Here is a 21,248-nt window from a genome sequence, read left to right as displayed (position 1 = left end):
TCGCAGTTCCGGCCACAGGAGGCGGAATGACGATCCCGGGCAACGACGCGGACTCGGACACCGGCCTGCTCGCCGCCGTCCGGGCCGGCGACACCGCCGCGTACGGGACGCTCTACGAGCGGCACCACACGGCAGCCCGCAAGTTCGCCTACGGACTCGTCCACGATCCCGCCGACGTCGACGACCTGGTGGCCGAGACGTTCGCCAAGGTGTTCGCGACGTTGCGAGCCGGTCGTGGGCCGCTGGTCGCGTTCCGCGCCTACCTGCACACCACGATGCGGCACCTCTGTTACCAGCGGGCGCGCTCGGACCGGCGGCTGGAGTTCACCGACGACCTGACCCGGTACGACGCCGGCGAACCGTTCACCGACCCGGCACTGGACCGGCTGGAACGCACCTTCGCCGCGGCCGCGTTCCGGCAACTCCCCGAACGCTGGCGCGACGTGCTGTGGCAGACCGAGGTGGAGGGCAGCACCCCGGCTGAGCTGGCCCCGCGGATGGGCCTGACCCCGAACGCGGTGGCGGTCCTGGCCCACCGCGCCCGCGAGGGGCTGCGCAGCCTCTATCTGCAGCAGCACGTTGCCGTGGCCGAGCATCCGGAGTGCCGGTGGGCCGGCGAGCGGCTCGGTGGAGAGGTACGCGGACGACTCGCCGCCCGGGACGCCCATCGCATGCGAACCCACCTCGGCTGGTGCTCGGACTGCCGGGAGCGGCTCGACGAGATCCGCGAAATCGACGGGTTCCGTAACGCTCCGTATCGTCAACGTCACCATGTTGAGACGTCCGGTTAAGACCCGGCAACGAGAACGGCGTAGCGTGACCTCCCCCGGTACCCTCGGATTCGTGCCCCCGAAACCCCCCGAGCCGACCACGCTGCGCACCCGGATCACGGGACTCGTCCACGAGTTGGGCAAATTCGGAATCGTCGGCGGGACTGCCTTCACCGTCGACCTGGTGCTCTTCAACGTTCTGCTGTCGGCCGGGCTCGAGTCACTGACCGCCAAGGCCGGTGCGACCATCGTGGCCACCTCGGTCGCCTTCGTGGGCAACCGGTTCTGGACGTGGCGCGACGGCGACCACACCAACATGGCCCGGCAGTACACGACCTTCTTCGTGCTGAACCTGATCGGACTGGGCATCGCCCTGGCGTGCCTCGCGATCAGCCATTACGGCCTGGGCCAGATCTGGCCGGCACTGAGGAGCCCGCTCGCCGACAACATCGCCGGCGTGGGGGTAGGCACGGTGCTCGGTACGATGTTCCGCTTCTGGTCCTACCGCCGATTCGTCTTCCGGGTCACCGACGCCCCGGCCACCGGAAGCGTGACGGCGCCGTCGTCAGTCTCACAGTGACTCGGCGTAATCGCCCCCCTTCGCGTAAGGTTGCCCAATGCCCTCAGCCAGCCTGCTGACGGAACGCCTCCGCCGCCTCGCTCCCGAAGCCATCGCCTTCGGGATCATCGGCGCCGGAAACACCCTCCTCTACCTGGCGATCTGCTGGGTGGCGATGGGGATCGGCCCGGTCAAGGCCAGCGTTCTCGCGACCGTCATCACGACCACTCTGGCTTATGTGGCGAACCGTTACTGGACCTACCGGCACCACACGCGGACCGCGCTGCGCCGGGAGTACACCCTGTTCTTCGGGTTCAACCTGATCGGCATGGTCATCCAGTCCGGCATGACAGCGCTCGGCAAGTACGGGATCGGTCTCTCCGAGCACGACGACAAGCTGCAGCTGCTCGGCATGACGACGATCGGCATCGTGATCGGCACGATCTTCCGCTTCTGGGCGTACCGGACGTTCGTCTTCTTGAAGCCGCCGGTCGACGGCCACGAGGGCGCCATCACCGACATGGACGCGACTGCCGGTTTCGCCGAGCTCAGCGCGATCGACGAGCCGGGCAGCGTGGCTCACCTCGAACTGCGACCGGAACTCGACCCACGCTGAGGGGTCTCCTCCGGGTCGTCGTCCTCGTCGGGCGGCGCCAGCTCGATCAGCTCGTACAGGGTGTTCTGCACCAGCTGCGCGGCGGGCACCCCGGCCAGCACGGCGCGCTGGTCCCCGACCGAGTCGACGGTCAGTGTCCCGCTACCAAGTAGACGGTCCAGCAGGGACTGCGTCATCGAGTGATCGTTCACCCGGTTCAGCGGCAGATCACGCCGCCGGCGGTCGGCGACACCCCACTGCATGAGCAGCCGCTCGCCGGTCAGTACGTACTCCGTGCAGCGCCACTGCAGCAGCGGGTACGCCCCGTAACGGCCGCCGTAGTACACCATGATGGCGGCGACCAGGCCTAGTCCGATCCGGCCGCCCTCGGTCGGGGGCAGCATCACCCAGCCCATGATCAGGCCGGCCACGGCCAGCAGCAGCACCACGGTCGGGGCCACCGCCGCCTTCCAGTGCGGACGCAGGTGGAGGACGATCTCCTCCTCGTCCGCGAGCACATCCTCCGGGAACGCCACGCCGTCAGCGTACGTGCAGGACATCCCCCGCCGAGACACGAAAATCGGCACCCTCATCCGTACGGATCACCAGCTGACCGTCGGAATCCACGGTGACCGCCTCGCCGGTCTGCTCGGCGCCGCCAGGCAGCAGCACCCGCACCCGGCGGCCTATCGTCGCGCAGTGCCGCTGGTAGGCGGCGAGCAGCCCGCACATCTCGGCGTCGCCACCGGCCTCGCGCCATCCTTCGTACCACCGCGCCATGCTGCGCAGCAGGGCTCGCAGCAGCGGGCTGCGATCGGTGTTGGCGGCACCCGCCACCAGCAGGGACGTGGCCGGCAGACCGGTCGTCCCGGGTAGTTCCTCGGCGCGGGTGCTGACGTTCACCCCGACCCCGATCACCACGGCGTCCCCGGCGACCTCGGCCAGGATGCCGGCGCACTTGCGATCGCCGATCAGCAGGTCGTTGGGCCATTTCAGGGTGGCCTCCACCTCGCCGATCCGCGCCACCGCCTCGACCAGCGCCACCCCCGCGAGCAGCGGCAGCCAGCCGAACGCGGACGCCGGCACGCCGGGCCGCAGGAGAACGCTGACGGTGAGACCGGCCCGCGGCGGCGACGTCCACTGCCGGTCCCGCCGCCCGCGGCCGGCGATCTGGCTCTCGGCAACCACTACGAGCCCTTCCGGCACGCCGGCCGCGGCGGCGGCCGCCGCGTCGGCGTTGGTCGAGCCGGTCTCCTCCCGCACGTCGAACTTCGACCACAGTCCGCCGGGTACGACCAGGGCGCGAGTCAGTGCCCGCGCGGACAACGGCGGCCGGTCGAGTTCGGTATAGCCCATCCGGGAAGCTTAGTGCGGGCCGGCGCTGTGCTTCCCCGCGTACGGCTGCGCCGGCCGTGGCCGGGGACTCGGACGGTTCTCCAGGCCCTCCTGCGCGTCCCGGTCGGTCCACGAGCGGGGCAGCCGGACCCGGCGTTCGCGCGGCGGCCACTCCGGGACCGGCCCGAGCGGTTCGACCGGCACCGCGGGCAGGTCAAAGCCGGTCGCGGGCTGGTAGTCGGGCACCGGCGGCAGCGGGTCCAGCTCGGGCGGGGCGTAACGGTCGGGCACCGGCGTCCAGTAGTCGCCGGCCGGCGAGTCGTCGACGTCGGTGTACCGCGGCCAGTCCCAGTCGGGCAGCGGCCGTTCGGAGTCCGGGCCGGTGAACCGGCCGGCGTACCCACCGGGGCTCTCGATGTCGCGGCGGGCCCAGGCCGGGCCGTCCGGTTCGGGGTCGCGCCTGCGCCGCCGCGGCGGCCACGAGCCGTCCTCGAGGTAACCGTCCTCGTAACCGAGGCGCTCCTCCCCGTCGTACACCGGGCCGGGCTCCGGGTCGCGCTCGTCTTCCTCGCCCGGGTCGTAGTCGTCGTAGCCGTACCGTCGCATCTCGTCCTCGTCCTCGTCGGCGAGCCCGATCGACGCCAGCCCGCTCGCACTCGCCTCGCTCTCGGCGGGCCGGCCGTTGAAGGCGGCGGCCAGACTTCGCCGCCTGGCCCTGGGCTCGTCACCCTCGGCCGCTGCGGCGTCCATCGTGGCGCGAGGTCCGGGTGCGGACCTCGCGACGGCTTCCGACCGCCGGCGGCGAGGGGATGAGCCGGCCCGGTTCGCCCGACGAGCTCCGGCGCCGAAGATCACGGCGCGGAAGCTGATCAGTGTGGCGAGGCCGCCTGCGATGAAGGCGAGCCCGGCCGCGGTCATCCAGTTCGTCACGCCGGGAGTAACGAATGGGGCATTGGGTATGAAACGCACGCGTCTCGACGCCCTCCGTGTGCGACGGCTCCCCGGCTACGATGCTGATCGTTGCCTTAACGAGCGCTCAGAGCGTGGAGACCTTCGTGACCATAGAGCCCGACATCCACACCACCGCCGGTAAGCTCGCCGAACTCGCCCGGCGCAGCGAGGAGGCCGTGCACGCCGGCTCCGCGCGAGCCATCGAGAAGCAGCACGCCCGCGGCAAGAAGACCGCCCGCGAACGCATCGAGCTGCTGCTCGACAAGGACTCCTTCGTCGAGCTCGACGAACTGGCCCGGCACCGGTCCACGGCCTTCGGCCTGGAGAAGAACCGGCCGTACGGCGACGGTGTCGTCACCGGCCACGGCACCATCGACGGCCGGCAGGTGTGCGTCTTCTCCCAGGACTTCACGGTCTTCGGCGGCTCCCTCGGCGAGGTCTTCGGCGAGAAGATCGTCAAGGTGCTCGACCTGGCCATGAAGATCGGCTGCCCGATCATCGGGATCAACGACTCCGGCGGCGCCCGCATCCAGGAGGGCGTGGTCGCGCTCGGCCTCTACGCCGACATCTTCTTCCGCAACGTCCGGGCCAGCGGCGTCATCCCGCAGATCTCGCTGATCATGGGCCCGTGCGCGGGCGGCGCCGTCTACTCCCCCGCGATCACCGACTTCACCGTCATGGTCGACCAGACCTCACACATGTTCATCACCGGTCCGGATGTCATCAAGACGGTCACCGGTGAAGAGGTCGGCATGGAGGAACTCGGCGGGGCCCGCACCCACAACACCCGCAGCGGCAACGCGCACTACCTGGCCAGCGACGAGGAGGACGCGATCGAGTACGTCCGCGCGCTGCTCTCCTACCTGCCCAGCAACAACCTGGACGAGCCGGTCGTCTTCGATGCGCCGCCGGCCTCCTCGGACGCTGATCTCGAGCTCGACACCCTCATCCCGGACTCGCCGAACCAGCCGTACGACATCAAGAAGGTCGTCGAAACCGTCGTCGACGAGTTCCTCGAGGTTCAGCCGCTCTACGCGCAGAACATCGTGGTCGGGTTCGGGCGGGTCGAGGGCCGGCCGGTCGGCGTCGTCGCCAACCAGCCGATGAGCCTCGCCGGGACGCTCGACATCGCGGCGTCGGAAAAGGCGGCCCGATTCGTCCGTACGTGTGACGCGTTCAACATCCCCGTGCTGACCTTCGTCGACGTCCCCGGATTCCTGCCCGGCACCGGACAGGAATGGGACGGCATCATCCGGCGCGGGGCGAAACTCATCTACGCGTACGCGGAGGCCACCGTTCCGAAGGTCACCGTCATCACCCGTAAGGCGTACGGCGGGGCGTACGACGTGATGGGTTCCAAGCACATCGGGGCGGACGTCAACTTCGCGTGGCCGACCGCGCAGATCGCCGTGATGGGCGCCCAGGGTGCGGTCAACATCCTCTACCGGGGCGAGCTGGCCTCCGCCGAGGACCCGGCGCTACGGCGCACCGAACTCATTCAGGAGTACGAGGACACGCTCGCCAACCCGTACATCGCGGCCGAGCGGGGTTACGTCGACGCGGTCATCCAGCCGTCGCAGACCCGTACCCAGGTGATCCGTGCCCTGCGGATGCTCCGCACCAAGCGGGAGACCCTGCCGCCCAAGAAGCACGGCAACATCCCGCTGTAACACTGGCCCCGCTTCGCTCCGCGGCCAAACGAGTTACGTGGTGGTGAGTGTGGGGAGCCACTGGCCGGCGAGCAGGAAGGCGCCGGCCAGCAGGGCGACCACGTTCACCACGAGGAAGACGCCCACCCACAGCAGGGCGGGCAGATGCGTCAGCCGGGACAACTGGTCGGCGTCCGAATCACGCATCCGGCCGCGGCTGCGCAGACTCTGCAGCTCGAAGACGGGGCGAACACCCCCGAAGAGAAGGAACCACACCCCGGCGTACGCGAAGGCCGCCTGGGTCTCCGGTGCCGCGTACCAGGACACGGCGAACACGATCGCGCCCGTGACCAGCAGCGACACCACACCGAACAGGTTCCTGATGTTGATCAGCATGAGCAGCAGGAGCACCACCGCCAGCCAGAGCAGCAGCGTGATCCGGTTGCCGCCGAGTAGCCACGCGCCGAGCACACCGACCAGCGAGGGGGCGATGTAGCCGCCGAGCAGGGTCAGGATCATGCCGATCCCGGTCGGGCGGCCCGCCGACAGCGTCAGGCCGGACGTGTCGAACTCGAGCCGGATGCCCCGCAACTTGCGCCCGGTCAGCAGGGCGAACAGGGCGTGCCCGCCCTCATGGGCGATCGTGACGGCGTTGCGGGCCACCCGCCACACCGGGCGGATCGCCACCGCGAGGAACCCGGCCACCACGGTGAGCAGCACCAGCATCCCGGGTGGGTCCGGCTGGGCACCGAGCAGTTGGTCCCAGAGATCTGTCACACCGTCGATCGACAACACGCCGGGGACTGTAGCCGATCCGGCTATGCGCGTCGCCTCACCACTGCCTTCGCGGGCTGAGGCTCGCGGCTGCCGAGGGAGCGTGCCGCGTACACCCCGCCGGTGATGATCACCGCGAGGGCGGTCAGAACAAGCAGTGCCGTCAGAAGACCGGTCGACGCCATGATGATCGCGACGTCAGCCGCCGCCACCAGCATCCACAGGCCGATCGTGGGCTTACTGCCGTGTCGTCGGCAGTTCATGTTGCACCTCCATCCGTGACGATGGATAACTACCCAGTCATCTGGATCTCACGCATGACGGCATCACCACGAACTGCCGGACCCTTCGACTACTTCACCGCGAAGCCCTGATAGATCTTCTGCAGATCGCTCTTGGCGGCGTCCCAGTCGTCAGCCTCGGTGTACCAGGTCAGCACGAACGTCGTGCCTTCCGTGCTGACGACCCGCCGCACCACACGCTGCTGGGTGTTGCCATTGGTGTTGCGGTAGTACTCCACCTCGGCCGACGAGCCGTGGAAGTCGATCCGGCGCGGACCCACCCGGTTGTACCCGATGGTCCCGTCGCTGTTGAGGTACTTGACCGGGTCGTTCTTGCCCTCCACGATGTCGACGCGGACCTGGCGTCCCTTGCCCCACCCCAGCGTGACGTCGCCCCCGTCGGTGCTCCTGGCCTGATCCGGAACCGGGAAGCTGTAGCCGGAGCCCCGATGCAGACGCCAGCCCGCCGGAACCTCACCGGCAGGCGGAGAGCTCGACGCGGGCGCCGAACTGGGGGTGGCGGGCGCGCTCGTCTGCCCCTGCACGGAGGCCTTCGTCCCAGCGCCGTCCGGTTTGCCGTTGTTCCGCACCGGAGCCGAAGCGCCGGTCACGGCCTTCTTCACCTCGGGGGAAGCCGTGTTGTCGTCACCGAATGCCTGCACCACGATGATGCCGACGAGCAGCAGGAACGTCAGTACGATGCCGAGCGCGACAGCCGCCTGCCGACGGGTCAGCGTGGTGCCGAGAAGCGTGATCCCGCCGCTGCGGCGCGCCACCGGGCGCATCTGCATCGGCGTCCACGCGGGACGATTCGGCCGGGGGAACCCCGGGTCCGCCTCGAGGTCGCCGACGACCTGCGTAGCGGGCGTGGCCGTGATGATCCGGCGGCGCGGCGGCATGCTGACCACCGAGGTCCGGTCGTCGTCGGCCGGCGGCTTGAGCAGTGACGTCTTCTCCTCGGAGGACGGCTTGAGCAGCGATGTCTTCTCTTCCGAGGACGGCTTGAGCAGTGACGTCTTATCCTCGGCGGGCGGCTTGAGCAGCGACGTCTTCTCCTCGGCAGACTGCTGCGGGCGTGCGGGCGGCAGCAGCGAGGTCTTCTCCTCGGCCGGGCCCGGAACGACCACCACCGAGGTCCTGTCCTCCGCGGGCGACGCCTCGGCGGCCTCCGGCTCCGCAGCCGGATCAGCCGCGGCATCAGCCTCGGGCTCAGGTTCGTCGGCGGACTCGGTCTCCTCGGCCACGGTGTCCTCAGACGCGGTCTCTTCGGCCACGGTGTCTTCAGCCACGGTGTCCTCAGACCCGGTCTCTTCAGCAACGGTGTCTTCAGAGGCGGTGGCCTCGGGTGCGGTGGCCTCGGACGCGTCGGCACCCGGCGCGCCGGACCCGCTGGACTCCGCGCCCGGTACGGCCCCACCGGCCGCCTGTTCCGGCTCGGATGCCTTCTCCCGGCCGGCCGGTTCTGCCTGCTCCTCCAGGTCGGACGGTGTCTCCGCCCCGGGCTTACTGGGCTCGGCGGACGCCGCGTCACGGGGTGTCACCACCGGGTAGCTGGAAGTCGCCTGCGCCAGCGAACGCTCGTGCTCGGGTGCCGCCTGCTTGCGGCGGTGGGCGGCCACGTCGGCGGCGGTGAAACCGGTACGCAAGGCGTTGGTGGGCGCCGAACTGCTGGCCACCGTCGGCGGCTTCGCACCGGCACCCGACGCGAACTTCGCGTCCGCCTCGGCCGGCGCATTCCCGGTCGGCGGCTTCGCTACCGGACCGGCCGACGGGCTCCCTCCCGAAACAGCCGGCGGGTTCGCTCCCGGACCCGTCGGCGGGTTCGTCCCCGGACCGGTCGACGGCCTCGCTCCCGGGCCGGTCAACGGGTTCGCCCCCGGACCGGCTGACGGGTTCACACCCGGACCGGTCGGCGGGTTCACACCGGCCCCCATCGGCGGCCTCGTCGCGGCTCCGATCGGCGGAGTCGTTCCCGACGCCGGTGAGCGTGGCGGGACCTGAGCCTGGCCGGGACGGTGTGACTGCGAGGCACCGATAGCGGATGCTCTGCCCGTACCGGAGGAAGGTTTTTGATCGTCTCGGACCGGCGGCGTGTCGAGGCGCGTCGGATCGAGAGGCCTGGCACCGCGGCGCGGCGTTTCCGGCGGATGGTCACCGACCGGCGCCTTGCCCGACGCGAAATGCGGCGGACGCCCATCGGCTGCGGGAGGCGGGGCCACCGGAGGGCGAGGATTGGGTACGACCGGAGCCGAACCCGTCGCGGTCCCCCAACCCGAACCCGGCAGCACCGGCGGACCGCCCGGGCCGGTGGGCAGCGACGGACGCTCCCGTCCCACACCCGGCCGCCGCATCGACGGGCTCATCGGGAAGGTGATCTTGCCGCGGCGACCGGCGGCCCGCGACAGCAGCCGCTCCGCCTCCTCCGCGTTGATCCGGTGCGCCGGATCCTTGCGCAACAGACCGTTGAGCACCGGCTTGAGCGGGCCCGCGTTCCGCGCGACCGGCACGTTCTCCGTCGCCAGCGCGGCCAGCGTGGCGATCGCCGACGGGCGCGCGAACGGCGACTGGCCCTCGACCGCCGCGTACAGCGTCGCACCGAGAGACCACAGGTCAGCAGCCGGACCAGCGGTGCCGTCACGGGCACGCTCCGGAGCGATGTAGGCCGGCGAACCAAGCACCAGACCGGTCCGCGTCACGTTCGGGTCGCCCGGCACCGTGGCCAGGCCGAAGTCGGTGAGCACCACGCGGCCGTCCGCGCCGAGCAGGACGTTGCCCGGCTTGACGTCACGGTGCACGACGCCGTTGCGGTGCGCGGCCCGCAGCGCGTTCAGCACGCCGAGTCCGATCTCCGCCGACCGCAGCGCGTTGAACGGCCCGTCCGCGGCCAGGGCATCCTGGAGAGACCGCGACGGAACATACTCCATCACGATCCACGGGTCGGCGTCCGTGCTGAGCACGTCGAAGACGCGCACCACGTTGATGTTGTTGAGCCGGGCGATGGCGCGCGCCTCGCGGAGAGAGCGCTCGCGCATCTCCTGCCGCTCGGCCGGGGTCAGCCCCGGAGGCGGCACGAGCTCCTTGATCGCCACTTCTCGGTGCAGGACGACATCGGTCGCGCGCCAGACACGTCCCATCCCGCCCTGACCGAGCGGCGCAACGAGCCGGTACCGATCAGCGACAACGAGTGGGGGAGAAGAAGACATCACGCAGAAAATACCTGGTTCTGTCGAGCGGCCGCGAATTGATCAGCCGAGTGTGGGACACGTGTCACCGGATCTCCGGCCACCCGTCGTACGCTCGGTTGATGAATGAGGAACCGCTGGTCAGCGTCGTACGGGGAAGACTAGACGATCATGAGGTCGCGGCGCTCGTCGCCATCCTGGCATCTCGATCCACTTCGGTCAATTACCCCACGCCGCCGCAACCTGCCTCAGATTGGATCCGATCCTCCCGGCCCGGCGCCGGCCCCCGCAACTGGCAGACCTCCGGCCTCCCCCACTGAACGTCATCCACAGGGGGCGGTAGCGGGCGCGCGAATTCGCTAACCTCTCAGAGGTTCATTCGCCGGTCGTCGATGGGAGGCTCGCCGATGCCTGTAGACAACGAACCTGTGCCGAGAAGCACGGTCTACAACTACGACCTCAGCGACATCGAAGGCATCGAAGCGGACATCGCGGCGATGGAGGAGTTCGCGGCCGGTCTCAAGGCAGACCTCGAACAGAACTACGTCCCGCATGCCAACCAGGTCGCCGAGAACATGCTCGCCGAACTCCCCACCGGCGGCGACTTCTACGAGCTGAGCCTCTTCCTGTACTCCCACCGTCAGGTCCAGGACGCCACCTTCCGCAACGTGCACGGTTACGTCGCGGGCACCAACGAGTTCGCCACCTCAGCGGAACAGATCAGCGCCAAGTATCGCGGCGCCGACGCCTTCGCCAAGGCCAAGCTCTCCGACGTCCAAGCCGCGTTCGAAGGGAACGGTGGCGCCTGATGCCTGCCTACGACGGCGGCGGAGCCGGCGACAGCAAGGACCGCTTCTACTTCATGGACGTCTCCATGCTGTGGACGATGCTGCGCGACCACGACAGCGGACAGCATCAGAAGGCGCTCAAGGGATGGCGACAGTCGTACGAGCTGGTTCTGATGCACCGGACCCAGGTCGAGACGTACAAGGAAAAGCTGATCACCGCTTGGCCGCCGGAGCGCAGCAAGGCATCCCGGGCATACGTCGAGCGCCTTGACCAACTGATCGAGAGCCTCACCGAGACGTACGAGGCCGCGATCTCGAACTACAGCGCATACTCCACAGCCCTCGCAGCGGTCGACGACGCCAAACGGCGGCTGGAGACCATCGCGAAGGAACACGCGGCCAACACCGACGCGCTTACGAAGTACGCGGAGGAGATGCGGGAACGGCCGCGCGCCTACGGGAAGGCGATGGCACCGCCTCCTCCGCCGTCCCCGGTCGCGGATGGACGCCAGGAGCAACTGCGTCTGCAGGCTGCGGACTTGATGACGGGCCTCAGCGCCGAACTCGCCACGGCCCAGATGTCCCTCACCGCGCCCAAGCCGTATGTCCCCATCAACAGAATGGATGACTCTAGCGACCCTCTCGGGTTAGGTGGCAGTGGAGGTCTCCCTCCAGTTATGCCCGCTGCCTCTGGGCGGAGTGTGAGCTCCGCTAGATCATCGAAACCCAGCCTTCCCAATCCGGATTCACGAAGGATTACCACCACACCTAACGGTGGAAATACCGATCAGCGGCCACCTTCCCGGAAGCCCGCAGAGGGCCCCATCCTCGGCGGGACAAAACCGCCCCTGAATCCTCCGCCTACCACTCCGACCACACCTACCACTGTCTCGCCCACCCCTGGCTTAGGCGACGCACCTAACTTCACTCCGACGCAAAGTTCGCCCACGGGTACGCTCCCGCGCAACTTTTCGCCGAACGGCAGCCCCGTCGGCGGCACTCCCTTCAGCGCCCCTCCCTCCACACCCGGTGCACGGGGAAGCTCTCCTCTACACGGAGGAGTAATCGGAGCAACTCCGCCTATGGGCGGCTCGCCGTCAGGCCGAGCAGGACAGTTGAACGCCGGAGCTCGAGGCACGCAGCGTGTTAATTCACTTGGCGGGATGATCGGGCAGGGTGCGGTAACTCCTCCTGGACGCCGGCCCGGCCAGCGAGGCGATGAGGACACACAATCACCCCGCTGGGATCCCGATAACCCGTGGGAAACGGAAAGCGGGACAGACCCGGTCTTGCTTCCGCATCCAGAACAAAGGATTGACCCTGGCCCTACCCTCGGCGGCCGATAGGTGAGGGCCAAAATAAGTATTACGCTCTTCAGTAGTGCCGCCACCATGATTCTCCTTGCGCCTTGTGCTCCAGCACATGCAGACCAAGTCAGAGACATGCAATGGTTCTCCGGTTATCTCAAAGTTGGAAACGCCCACCGGATGACTAAGGGCGGTGGCGTAACGGTTGCTCTAGTCGATAGCGGCGTCACTCCTCATATTGATCTTGCCAAAAACTTGAACCCGGGAAAAGACACGGTTCCCGGCGGCGACGGATCCGGTCAGGTCGACGACAGACTTGGCCATGGCACGAAGATGGCTGGATTAATCGCAGGGCATGGACACAGCGGGAATAGCGGTGTACTTGGAATAGCACCGGCTGCTCGCCTCATGCCAATAAAGTCTGTTGGCACCGGAGACGACGGCACCGGGGTCACTTCTGGGATCGAGTGGGCGGCCACAAACGGAGCAAAGGTAATCAACGTATCCGTTGCCGCCCCACGCGGAAGAGCTTTGAATGAGGCAATATCGACAGCGAATCGCATGGATGCTGTAGTTGTGGCTGCAGTCGGCAACGAATCTGACGCCCTACAGATAGCCTATCCAGCGGCGATTCCAGAGGTCCTAGCGGTAGGCGCTACGGATCGAGATGGCAGACACGCCGAGTTCTCGATCACCGGGCCTGAGGTTGACATTTGCGCGCCGGGCGTAAATATAGTAATGACTTTTCAACGAAACAAATACGAAAAAGGTGACGGAACTTCACAGGCTACGGCGATAGTTTCGGGGGCGGCTGCGCTTGTGCGGGCCAAGTTCCCCAACCTTTCAGCTCCTGAGGTAATTCATCGACTTACGGCCACAGCCAGGGACAACGGGCCGCCCGGGCGGGACGACCAGTGCGGATATGGCGTACTTGACATCGTCAAAGCCCTGACGGCCGATGTTCCTCCGCTCAGCCCGTCTGCCGGCACCGGTTCGGGCTCCTCTTCTCCCACTGGTGGCGCTTCGTCGGCGGCGGGGCCTTCGGTCCCGGCGGGGACAGGGACTTCGGCGGGTGCTTCGCCCAAGCCGGAATCCGCCGGTTCGGTGGTGCCTGTGGTTGCCGGAGTCGGGGCTGCGGTCATCGCCCTAGGAACGGTTCTCGCTTTGCTGGTACGCCGACGGCGGCGAGCCGAGCCGCCGGCGCCGTCCGCCTAGCCAGCACCACACCCACGTCGGGCAACATCACGCTCACGTCCGTGGGCTTCCGCTTCCGGCTGCAACAGAACTGGACGGGTCGGTTCGCCGTGAATTGCGGCGGGAACTGCCGAGACTGTGATTTCCCGTCAAGGACCGGGCTGCTCAGCGACGGTTGCAAGGCGTGGCAGCTGATTCGACGCGGGTCGAAGGCATGCCCACCGACATTGCCCAGGTGGGCGTCACCGTCACGCCGTTCCTAACCACAAGACGACGGCACCACGGTCAATCACGGGCGAATCTCACTCACCCGGCGGCTGGTCTTACCCCGGCGGGCTCGGCGGCGCCGGACAGGCTCACTCCGCGCAGTTGGAGCAACATGGCCAGAGCGACACCGACCACGAGAGAGATGTCCGCGACGTTGCCGACGAAGAAGCCGAAGTAGTCGATGAAGTCGACGACATGGCCGCGCGCCGGCCCGGGCTGACGGAAAAGGCGGTCGAGCAGATGTGTGGCAGCTCCGCCGAGGATCAGGCCCAACGCCACCATCCAGGCACGCGACCTGGCTCGGACAGCGATGATGCCGATGCTGACCACCGCGGCGGCGGTGATGATGGTGAGAACCCAGGTGAACCGTTCGGCGAAGGAGAACGCGGCACCGGCGTTGTACGTGAGGCGCAGCTGGATCAGTTCACCGACAACGGTGACAGGGGCCCGCCCGGCGAGCGCCGACACCGCCCAGAGCTTGGTCAACTGGTCGATGACGACCACGGCACCGGCCAGCACGACCACCAGCCACAACCGAGCACGGGTATAACGCGTCTCGCTATCCTCCACCGGCGCAGTCTAGAGGCCGCGGTAAATGAGTTCACCCGATCATGAAGCAGAAACGGGCACTGAACGCGACCCGCGACAGAACCTGCTGAGCGGCCGACCACCGGCAGCCGCGTTAAGGGCAGGCCAGCGGTCGGTTATGGGCGCGAACAGGCGGTTCGACGGAGATCGCGGTTGAAACACGCCGCTTGCTCACGGTTTTACATCCGTGGGGCTTGTAGGCTCGTTTGTCGTGCAGACCGACATCTCGTATCGCCTGATCCTCGCCTCCGCCAGCCCTGCGCGGCGGGCGCTGCTCACGGGGGCTGGTATCGACGCCGAGGTCATTGTCAGCGGTGTGGACGAGAGTGTCGTCGAGGCCGAGGACGCGTATACGACCAGCCTTGCTCTGGCTCGGATGAAGGCGCGGACCGTGGCGGCTGATCTGCCGGCCGATCCGGGGGCGCTGGTGCTGGGATGTGATTCGGTGCTGGCGTTCGAGGGTGAGGTGTTCGGCAAGCCGGCGGACGCTGACGAGGCGGTGAAGCGCTGGACTGCGATGCGGGGCAAGTCGGGTGTGCTGCACACCGGGCATCACCTGACAGGGCTGGTCAGCGGGCTGCAGGCGGAGGCGGTGGGCACCACTACGGTGCATTTCGCCGATGTGACGGACGCCGAGATCGAGGCCTATGTCGCGTCGGGTGAGCCGTTGCAGGTGGCGGGGGCGTTCACGCTGGACGGGCGGGGTGGCGCGTTCGTGGAGCGCATCGAAGGGGATCCGGGGAACGTCATCGGCCTGTCGCTCCCGCTGTTGCGGCGCCTGCTCGCCGACATGAACATTCCGATCACCTCCCTCTGGCGGCACTGACCCGCAACGCTCAGCCGCGCAGGGACCCGGCCAGACCGGCCCGCAGCACCCCGCGACGCAGGCACCCGGCCACACCGGCCCGCGGCCGGAGATCGGCACGCTACGGCGCCGGCGGGAGTGACGACGCGGAGTGGCCGCCGGCCGGCCGACACCCGCGAACCGGGATTAACTTGCCGTCCACCGGGCCGATTGCGGAGAACGATCCGGAACAGTGCGGATTCACCGGTTCGGAACCACCTGAGGAACCGTTAGGCTCATAGCCGTGCGGAAGATATTGATCGCCAACCGTGGCGAGATCGCCCTCCGGGTCATCCGGGCCTGCAAGGACGCCGGCCTCACGAGCGTCGCCGTCTATGCCGACAGTGACCGGGACGCGCCGCATGCGCGCCTGGCCGACGAGGCTTACGCGCTTGACGGTGAGACCGCCGCCGAGACCTATCTCCGCATCGACAAGCTGCTCGGCGTCGCTGAGCGGAGCGGTGCCGACGGGGTTCATCCCGGCTACGGCTTCCTGTCGGAGAACGCCGAGTTCGCGCAGGCCGTACTCGATGCGGGTCTGACCTGGATCGGTCCTTCGCCGCAGGCGATCCGGGACCTCGGTGACAAGGTGACGGCGCGGCACATCGCGCAGCGTGCGGGTGCGCCGCTGGTGCCGGGGACCGCTGATCCGGCGGCGGATGCGGCGGAGATCGTGGCGTTCGCTGAGGAGCACGGCCTGCCCGTGGCGATCAAGGCGGCGTTCGGTGGTGGCGGCCGGGGGCTGAAGGTGGCGCGGACGCTCGAGGAGATTCCGGCGCTGTTCGAGAGTGCGACGCGGGAGGCGGTGGCCGCGTTCGGGCGTGGCGAGTGTTTCGTGGAGCGCTATCTGGATCGGCCCCGGCATGTGGAGGCGCAGGTTCTGGCGGACACGCACGGCAACGTGGTGGTCGTCGGCACGCGGGACTGTTCGCTGCAGCGCCGCCACCAGAAGCTGGTGGAGGAGGCTCCGGCGCCGTTCCTGAGCGACGAGCAGCGTAAGAAGATCCACGAGAGCGCGAAGGCGATCTGCCGGGAGGCCGGCTATCACGGTGCCGGCACGGTGGAGTATCTGGTGGGCCAGGACGGGACCATCTCGTTCCTGGAGGTGAACACCCGTCTGCAGGTGGAGCACCCGGTCAGCGAGGAGACCACCGGCATCGATCTGGTGCGCGAGCAGTTCCGGATCGCGGAGGGCAGGAAACTGGAGCTCACCGGGGATCCGGAGCCGCGCGGCCATGCCATCGAGTTCCGGATCAACGGGGAGGACGCGGGACGTAACTTCCTGCCGGCGCCGGGCACGGTGACCGCGTTGACCTGGCCGTCGGGGCCGGGGGTGCGGGTGGATTCGGGTGTCGAGAGCGGCGGTGTGATCGGCGGGAACTTCGACTCCATGCTCGCCAAGATCATTGTGACGGGCGCCACCCGGGCGGAGGCTCTGGAGCGGTCGCGGCGGGTGCTCGACGAGACCGTCATCGAGGGCATCGCCACGGTGCTGCCCTTCCACCGCGCGGTGATCCGGGACGAGGCGTTCACCAGCGAGCCGTTCACGGTGCACACCCGGTGGATCGAGACGGAGTGGGCCAACGAGGTGCCGCCGTTCGCGGCGCCTGCGGCGCCTGACGGCGAGAAGGAAGAACGCGAGACCGTCGTGGTCGAGGTCGGCGGGCGGCGCATCGAGGTCCGGCTTCCGAAAAACCTTTCCGGCGGTACGGCTCCGAGTGCCGTCCCGAGGCGGAGTCCGGCACGCGCCGGAGGCAAGGCGCAGACCAGGGTGGCCACGGGCGGTCTGACCGCCCCCATGCAGGGCACGATCGTCAAGGTCGCGGTGCAGAACGGTGACGAGGTCGCCGAGGGTGACACGATCGTGGTGATCGAGGCGATGAAGATGGAGCAGCCGATTCAGGCGCACAAGGCCGGCACGGTGGCGGGCCTGTCCGTCGAGCCGGGTGCCACCGTCACGGCCGGCACCGTCCTCTGCGAGATCAACTGATCGTGTGACGGCACGTCGCCCGGGGCCTGCCCCGGGCGTTCCGCAACCCGCGAGGGGCGGGCCGTCGATACGGGACCTACCGACGGCCCGCGGCCGCGCGCCGGTCGCCCGGCACTGGCCGGTCCAACCGTACGCCCGGCAGCGGCAACCGGCGAAAAGCGGAGCGCCTCGTAGCGCCCGGCCGTAGCGTGTCCCGCGTCACCGCGGAACCGCCACCGCGGGCTCATGCTGGACACAGCGCGTTCTCAGCCTGTCTGGCGCAGAATGCCGGGAGTCCTGAAGCGCGAGGTGGCCCCACCGATGACCGAATTGCTGACCATGCTGGCGACACCGGCATGGGCCTACTTCGCCCTTTTCGCGTTCCTCGCCGTCGACGCGCTGGTGCCGGTGGTGCCGACCCAGGCGATCATGATCACGTCCGGGGCGCTGACGGTGTACGGCGCTCTTGACCTGGGTCTGGTGATCGCGGTCGGCTCGATCGGCATGTTCGCGGGGGACAGCATCGCCTTCGTGCTGGGCCGTTCGACCGGCGACCGGCTGGGTTCGTTTGCGGCCCGGTTCGCGCCGCACGGCGAGGAGCACGAGTCGCGCGCCAGGCGTGCGGCCGAGCGTTTCACCCGTGGGCTGCGACGGCCGGGGCCGCTGGTGATGCTGCTCTGCCGGTTCGTCCCGGGTGGCCGGATGGCGTCCGGTTACAACGCCGGCCGCACCGGTTACCCGATCCGCAGTTTCGTCGGGTACGACGGCGCGGCCGCGCTGGGCTGGGCTGCCTACGGCGGACTGGTCGGGCACCTCGGGGGTACCGCGATCACCCAGTCCGCCTGGCAGGTCTTCGCCCTTGCCGCCGTCGCCGCCGTGATCTTCGGCACAGCCGGCTGGATCCTCGCGTTCTTCGGCGGCGGCGACTCCGTTACTGGATCTCGCGCTGCATCAGCTGACGCGCCGCCTCCGCGATCGACCCGGAGAGTGACGGGTAGATCGTGATGGTGTGGGCCAGCTGATCGACGGTCAGGTTGTTCTCGATCGCCATGGTGATCGGCAGGATCAGCTCGCTGGCCTTCGGTGCCACCACCACACCACCGACGATCTGACCGGTAGCCGGCCGGCAGAAGAGCTTCACGAACCCGTCCTGCAGCCCGGACATCTTGGCCCGCGCGTTACCGGTGAGCGGCAGCATGACCTGGCGAGCCGGGAACCGGCCGGAGTCGACCTCGTTCTGCGACACGCCGACGGTGGCCAGTTCCGGGTCGGTGAAGACGTTCGCCGAGACGGTCCGCAGCCGAAGCGGGGCGACGGCCTCGCCCATGGCGTGCCAGATCGCGATCCGGCCCTGCATGGCCGCGACGCTGGCGAGCGGCAGGACGCCGGTGCAGTCGCCGGCGGCGTAGATTCCCGGCACGTTGGTACGCGACACGCGGTCCACGGTCACGTAGCCGCCGTCGGAGATGTCCACGCCGTACTCCCGCAGGCCCAGCTCGGACGTGTTGGGAATGGCCCCGACCGCCATGAGGCAGTGCGACCCCTCGACGGTCCGCCCGTCGGAGAGGGTGACCAGCACCCCGTCGCCGGTGTTGACGACCGAGTCACCGCGTGACTGGCTGTGGATCGTCATGCCCCGCTCGCGGAAGACCCGCTCGATCGCCATGGCGGCGTCGGCGTCCTCGTGCGGCATGACCCGTTCCCGGCTGGAGATGAGCGTCACCTTCACGCCCATCGCCAGGTAGGCGCTGGCGAATTCGGCGCCGGTCACACCGGAGCCGATCACCACCAGGTGGCTGGGCAGCTCCTCCAGGTCCCACACCTGCCGCCAGTCGAGGATCCGCTCGCCGTCCGGCCGGGCCGTGGGCAGCACCCGCGGGGTGGCCCCGGTGGCCAGCAGGACGGTGCTGGCCTCGATCGGGTAGGTGTCCCCGCCGTGCGGGGTGATCAGCACCTGGTGGGTGTGGCCGAGGCGGTCCTCACCGAGCCTGGCCCGGCCGTGGACCACGTTCACCCCGGCCTTGATCAGTTTGGTCTGGATGTCACCGGACTGGGCGAGGGCGAGTTTCTTGACCCGTTCGTTTACCGCTTTCGCGTCGACGCTGACCCCGGCCAGGCCTGAGGTCCGGATGCCGAACCGCTCCTCGTGGCGGTATCCGGTCATCACCTCGGAACTCGCGATGAAGGTCTTGGACGGTACGCAGTCGGTGAGCACGCACGCGCCGCCCGGACCCTCCGCCTCGACGAGTGTGACGTCCGCCCCGAGCTGGGCAGCGACCAGAGCTGCTTCGTACCCGCCCGGTCCCCCACCGATGATCACGATCCGACTCACGACAAACCGACCTCCAAAAACCATTAGACGTGCCGACACGCACTCCTCATATTCTCACCACCGCTCACTACGACTATCGTCGTCGCCGTGCGTCACTACGCCGCGTATGGCTCGAACATGGATCCGGCCCGCATGCTGGCCTACTGCCCCCACTCGCCGATGGTTGGCGTGGGGTGGGTGGAAGGCTGGCGCCTCACCTTCGCCGGTGAGGGAGAAATCGGCTGGGAGGGGGCGGTTACGACAATCGTGGAGTCACCGGGTGACCGGGTCTTCGTCTCGCTCTACGACGTCCACCCATGGGACGCCGCACAGCTCGACGAGGTCGAGGGCGTGACTGCGGGGGCGTACCAGAAGGTAACGGTCCGTGTATCGACGCTCGACGGTGACGTACCCGCATGGGTGTACGTCTTCACCGGCTACGAGGGTGGCCTGCCGACCGCCTGGTACCTGTCGGAGATCGCGAACGCGGCCGAGAAAGCCGGTGCACCGGACGACTACGTCGCCGATCTGCGGAGCCGGCCCACCGGAACGGCTTCTCCCGAGATCTAGGCGGCTGAGCAGGCGAGACGTTCTCGCCTACCGCTCAATCGACGGTTGTACTACTGTTCGCACTTCCGTCACCCTTCCGCCATCTCGCAGAAGTCGATCCCATACATATGCTCAAGAACGGCCTCCGGGTCGAGGCGGCTGTGATGCCGAAGCGACTGGACTCCCTGACGAGCCTGCGGTTCTTCGCGGCCTTCGCAGTGTTCGCGCACCACTTCACCGGCCTCGGCGGCAAGACCGGGTTCGGACGGTCACCGGCACTGTTCCCCTTCTCGGGGATCGGCGGGCACGGTGTCACGTTCTTCTTCGTGCTGTCCGGGTTTCTGATGATGTGGGTGTTCAAGCCCCGTGAGCACCCGATGGTGTTCTACTGGCGCCGGATCGGCCGGATCTGGCCGGTGCACCTGGTGGTGCTGCCGCTGGCGATCTACGCGTTCTACATCGCGGCGAAGCAGGAGATCGACTGGCCCAGCGTGATCGCGTCGGTGTTCCTGGTGCAGGCCTGGTTCCCGGGCGTCGAACCGACCCTGCCGGGCAACCCGGTGACCTGGACGCTGAGCGTCGAGCTGCTCTTCTACGCACTGTTCCCGCTGGCCGCCCGGATCGCGGTCCGGATGCGGACCCGCTGGCTGGCCGTGACCACCGGCATCGCCCTCTTCGGGATGTACGCGGTGAACTGGATCGCCGACGCGAACCTCGAACCGGCGATGGCCCGCTGGGTGATGCGTCACCCGCTCGTGTACCTGCCGGAGTTCCTGCTCGGCATGACCGTGGCGATGGCCCTGAAGCGCGGCTGGCGCCTGCCGCTACGCCCGATCGTCCCGATCGCCGGCCTGGGCCTCTGGACGTACCTGTACTTCCAGGAGCGGTGGGACTTCTCCGACTTCGTCGAGCACCAGATGGAGTTCGCGATGCGGCCGGTCGTCGGGATCCTCTCGGCGCTGATCATGCTGTCGTTCGTGCAGCGGGAGATCAACGGGCATCGCGGCGTGCTGAACAACAAGCTGCTGATCATGCTGGGCCTGTGGTCGTACAGCTTCTACCTGGTCCATCACTCGATCAGCCGGCTGGCGACCTACGAGTTCGGCCGGATGCCGGACAACAACGCGGTGATCTTCACCCTGATCGGCATGGCAGTGGTGATCAACGCGCTCTGCTGGGCGCTCTTCCACTTCGTGGAGGAACCAGCCGAGAGGTGGTGGCGCAAGCACACCCCGAAGCGGTGGCTGAACCGCAGCGGAGAGACCGGTGGCAGTGCGCTGCCACCGGCCCCGCGTCCCGCCCCCGAGACGCAGACGCAGCCCGCGTCGGTGTGAC

19 protein-coding genes and 1 pseudogene are annotated in these 21,248 nt (G+C 68.3%); 12 read left to right on the top strand and 8 right to left on the bottom strand.

Annotation, left to right across the window (positions count from 1 at the left end; translation table 11 throughout):
* Positions 1-26 precede the first annotated feature (26 nt).
* From AB0G04_RS02410 to AB0G04_RS02400, 3 genes are read left to right on the top strand one after another with little or no spacing between them, the layout of a single operon-like run.
* Positions 27-791 carry a sigma-70 family RNA polymerase sigma factor gene (locus AB0G04_RS02410; RefSeq protein WP_360975017.1) on the top strand — a complete coding sequence of 255 codons (765 nt, stop codon included), beginning with the start codon at positions 27-29 and terminating at the stop codon, positions 789-791.
* Positions 792-843: 52 nt separating this feature from the next.
* On the top strand, positions 844-1,350 hold the full coding sequence (locus tag AB0G04_RS02405) for a GtrA family protein (protein WP_360975014.1): 507 nt from the start codon (positions 844-846) through the stop codon (positions 1,348-1,350).
* A 37-nt stretch (positions 1,351-1,387) separates the two neighbouring features.
* Positions 1,388-1,945: a GtrA family protein gene (locus AB0G04_RS02400; protein ID WP_360975011.1), complete on the top strand. Its 558-nt coding sequence runs from the start codon at positions 1,388-1,390 to the stop codon at positions 1,943-1,945.
* On the opposite strand, the gene AB0G04_RS02395 is transcribed toward AB0G04_RS02400, so the two are convergent.
* Genes AB0G04_RS02395 through AB0G04_RS02385 form a run of 3 tightly spaced genes read right to left on the bottom strand, consistent with a single transcriptional unit; the run spans position 1,909 to position 4,189 of the window.
* Positions 1,909-2,460: a PH domain-containing protein gene (locus AB0G04_RS02395; protein ID WP_360975008.1), complete on the bottom strand. Its 552-nt coding sequence runs from the start codon at positions 2,458-2,460 to the stop codon at positions 1,909-1,911. The two genes, AB0G04_RS02400 and AB0G04_RS02395, sit on opposite strands and share 37 nt — an antisense overlap.
* 4 nt (positions 2,461-2,464) lie before the next feature.
* Positions 2,465-3,280: a biotin--[acetyl-CoA-carboxylase] ligase gene (locus AB0G04_RS02390; RefSeq protein WP_360975005.1), complete on the bottom strand. Its 816-nt coding sequence runs from the start codon at positions 3,278-3,280 to the stop codon at positions 2,465-2,467.
* Between the two features lie 9 nt (positions 3,281-3,289).
* Positions 3,290-4,189 carry a hypothetical protein gene (locus AB0G04_RS02385; protein ID WP_360975002.1) on the bottom strand — a complete coding sequence of 300 codons (900 nt, stop codon included), beginning with the start codon at positions 4,187-4,189 and terminating at the stop codon, positions 3,290-3,292.
* Positions 4,190-4,314: 125 nt separating this feature from the next.
* Here AB0G04_RS02385 and AB0G04_RS02380 point away from each other — a divergent pair, with 125 nt between their 5' ends.
* Complete coding sequence (locus tag AB0G04_RS02380; RefSeq protein WP_360974999.1) at positions 4,315-5,880, top strand: acyl-CoA carboxylase subunit beta; 1,566 nt, start codon at positions 4,315-4,317, stop codon at positions 5,878-5,880.
* Between the two features lie 33 nt (positions 5,881-5,913).
* Here AB0G04_RS02380 and AB0G04_RS02375 read toward each other — a convergent pair whose 3' ends face one another.
* The 3 genes and pseudogenes from AB0G04_RS02375 to AB0G04_RS02365 form a co-directional block, all read right to left on the bottom strand.
* Positions 5,914-6,654, bottom strand: a complete 741-nt coding sequence (locus AB0G04_RS02375; protein ID WP_360974996.1) for a M50 family metallopeptidase — start codon at positions 6,652-6,654, stop codon at positions 5,914-5,916.
* A gap of 23 nt (positions 6,655-6,677) precedes the next feature.
* Entirely contained in the window at positions 6,678-6,896 is a 219-nt protein-coding gene (locus AB0G04_RS02370; RefSeq protein ID WP_360974993.1) for a hypothetical protein, read from the bottom strand.
* A gap of 2,354 nt (positions 6,897-9,250) precedes the next feature.
* Positions 9,251-10,117, bottom strand: a pseudogene (locus tag AB0G04_RS02365) (serine/threonine-protein kinase); the annotation flags it as partial.
* A gap of 101 nt (positions 10,118-10,218) precedes the next feature.
* Here AB0G04_RS02365 and AB0G04_RS02360 point away from each other — a divergent pair.
* The 3 genes from AB0G04_RS02360 to AB0G04_RS02350 all read left to right on the top strand — a co-directional run bounded on the left by AB0G04_RS02360 (position 10,219) and on the right by AB0G04_RS02350 (position 13,406).
* On the top strand, positions 10,219-10,416 hold the full coding sequence (locus AB0G04_RS02360) for an acyl-CoA carboxylase subunit epsilon (protein ID WP_360974990.1): 198 nt from the start codon (positions 10,219-10,221) through the stop codon (positions 10,414-10,416).
* Positions 10,417-10,524: 108 nt separating this feature from the next.
* The gene (locus tag AB0G04_RS02355) at positions 10,525-10,905 is read left to right on the top strand and encodes a hypothetical protein (protein ID WP_360974987.1); all 381 of its coding nucleotides are present in this window, start codon (positions 10,525-10,527) and stop codon (positions 10,903-10,905) included.
* Between the two features lie 1,370 nt (positions 10,906-12,275).
* Positions 12,276-13,406 (top strand): S8 family serine peptidase, encoded by a 1,131-nt coding sequence (locus AB0G04_RS02350; RefSeq protein WP_360974984.1) that lies wholly within the window; start codon positions 12,276-12,278, stop codon positions 13,404-13,406.
* 285 nt (positions 13,407-13,691) lie between these two features.
* On the opposite strand, the gene AB0G04_RS02345 is transcribed toward AB0G04_RS02350, so the two are convergent.
* Positions 13,692-14,222 carry a signal peptidase II gene (locus AB0G04_RS02345; protein WP_360974981.1) on the bottom strand — a complete coding sequence of 177 codons (531 nt, stop codon included), beginning with the start codon at positions 14,220-14,222 and terminating at the stop codon, positions 13,692-13,694.
* Positions 14,223-14,451: 229 nt separating this feature from the next.
* On the opposite strand from AB0G04_RS02345, the gene AB0G04_RS02340 reads away from it, so the two are divergent.
* The 3 genes from AB0G04_RS02340 to AB0G04_RS02330 all read left to right on the top strand — a co-directional run bounded on the left by AB0G04_RS02340 (position 14,452) and on the right by AB0G04_RS02330 (position 18,058).
* Positions 14,452-15,066, top strand: a complete 615-nt coding sequence (locus tag AB0G04_RS02340) for a Maf family protein (protein ID WP_360974978.1) — start codon at positions 14,452-14,454, stop codon at positions 15,064-15,066.
* A gap of 262 nt (positions 15,067-15,328) precedes the next feature.
* The gene (locus AB0G04_RS02335) at positions 15,329-17,074 is read left to right on the top strand and encodes a biotin carboxylase N-terminal domain-containing protein (protein ID WP_360974975.1); all 1,746 of its coding nucleotides are present in this window, start codon (positions 15,329-15,331) and stop codon (positions 17,072-17,074) included.
* A 300-nt stretch (positions 17,075-17,374) separates the two neighbouring features.
* Positions 17,375-18,058 carry a DedA family protein gene (locus AB0G04_RS02330; RefSeq protein WP_360974972.1) on the top strand — a complete coding sequence of 228 codons (684 nt, stop codon included), beginning with the start codon at positions 17,375-17,377 and terminating at the stop codon, positions 18,056-18,058.
* Here AB0G04_RS02330 and AB0G04_RS02325 read toward each other — a convergent pair.
* Positions 17,985-19,385: an NAD(P)H-quinone dehydrogenase gene (locus AB0G04_RS02325; protein ID WP_360974969.1), complete on the bottom strand. Its 1,401-nt coding sequence runs from the start codon at positions 19,383-19,385 to the stop codon at positions 17,985-17,987. The two genes, AB0G04_RS02330 and AB0G04_RS02325, sit on opposite strands and share 74 nt — an antisense overlap.
* A gap of 87 nt (positions 19,386-19,472) precedes the next feature.
* Here AB0G04_RS02325 and AB0G04_RS02320 point away from each other — a divergent pair, with 87 nt between their 5' ends.
* Entirely contained in the window at positions 19,473-19,934 is a 462-nt protein-coding gene (locus AB0G04_RS02320; protein ID WP_360974966.1) for a gamma-glutamylcyclotransferase, read from the top strand.
* Between the two features lie 143 nt (positions 19,935-20,077).
* Positions 20,078-21,247 (top strand): acyltransferase, encoded by a 1,170-nt coding sequence (locus AB0G04_RS02315; RefSeq protein ID WP_360974963.1) that lies wholly within the window; start codon positions 20,078-20,080, stop codon positions 21,245-21,247.
* Position 21,248 lies beyond the last annotated feature (1 nt).

This window comes from Actinoplanes sp. NPDC023801 (genome assembly GCF_040639655.1).
Lineage (GTDB): Bacteria > Actinomycetota > Actinomycetes > Mycobacteriales > Micromonosporaceae > Actinoplanes.
This window is presented reverse-complemented; position numbering and strand designations above follow the sequence as displayed.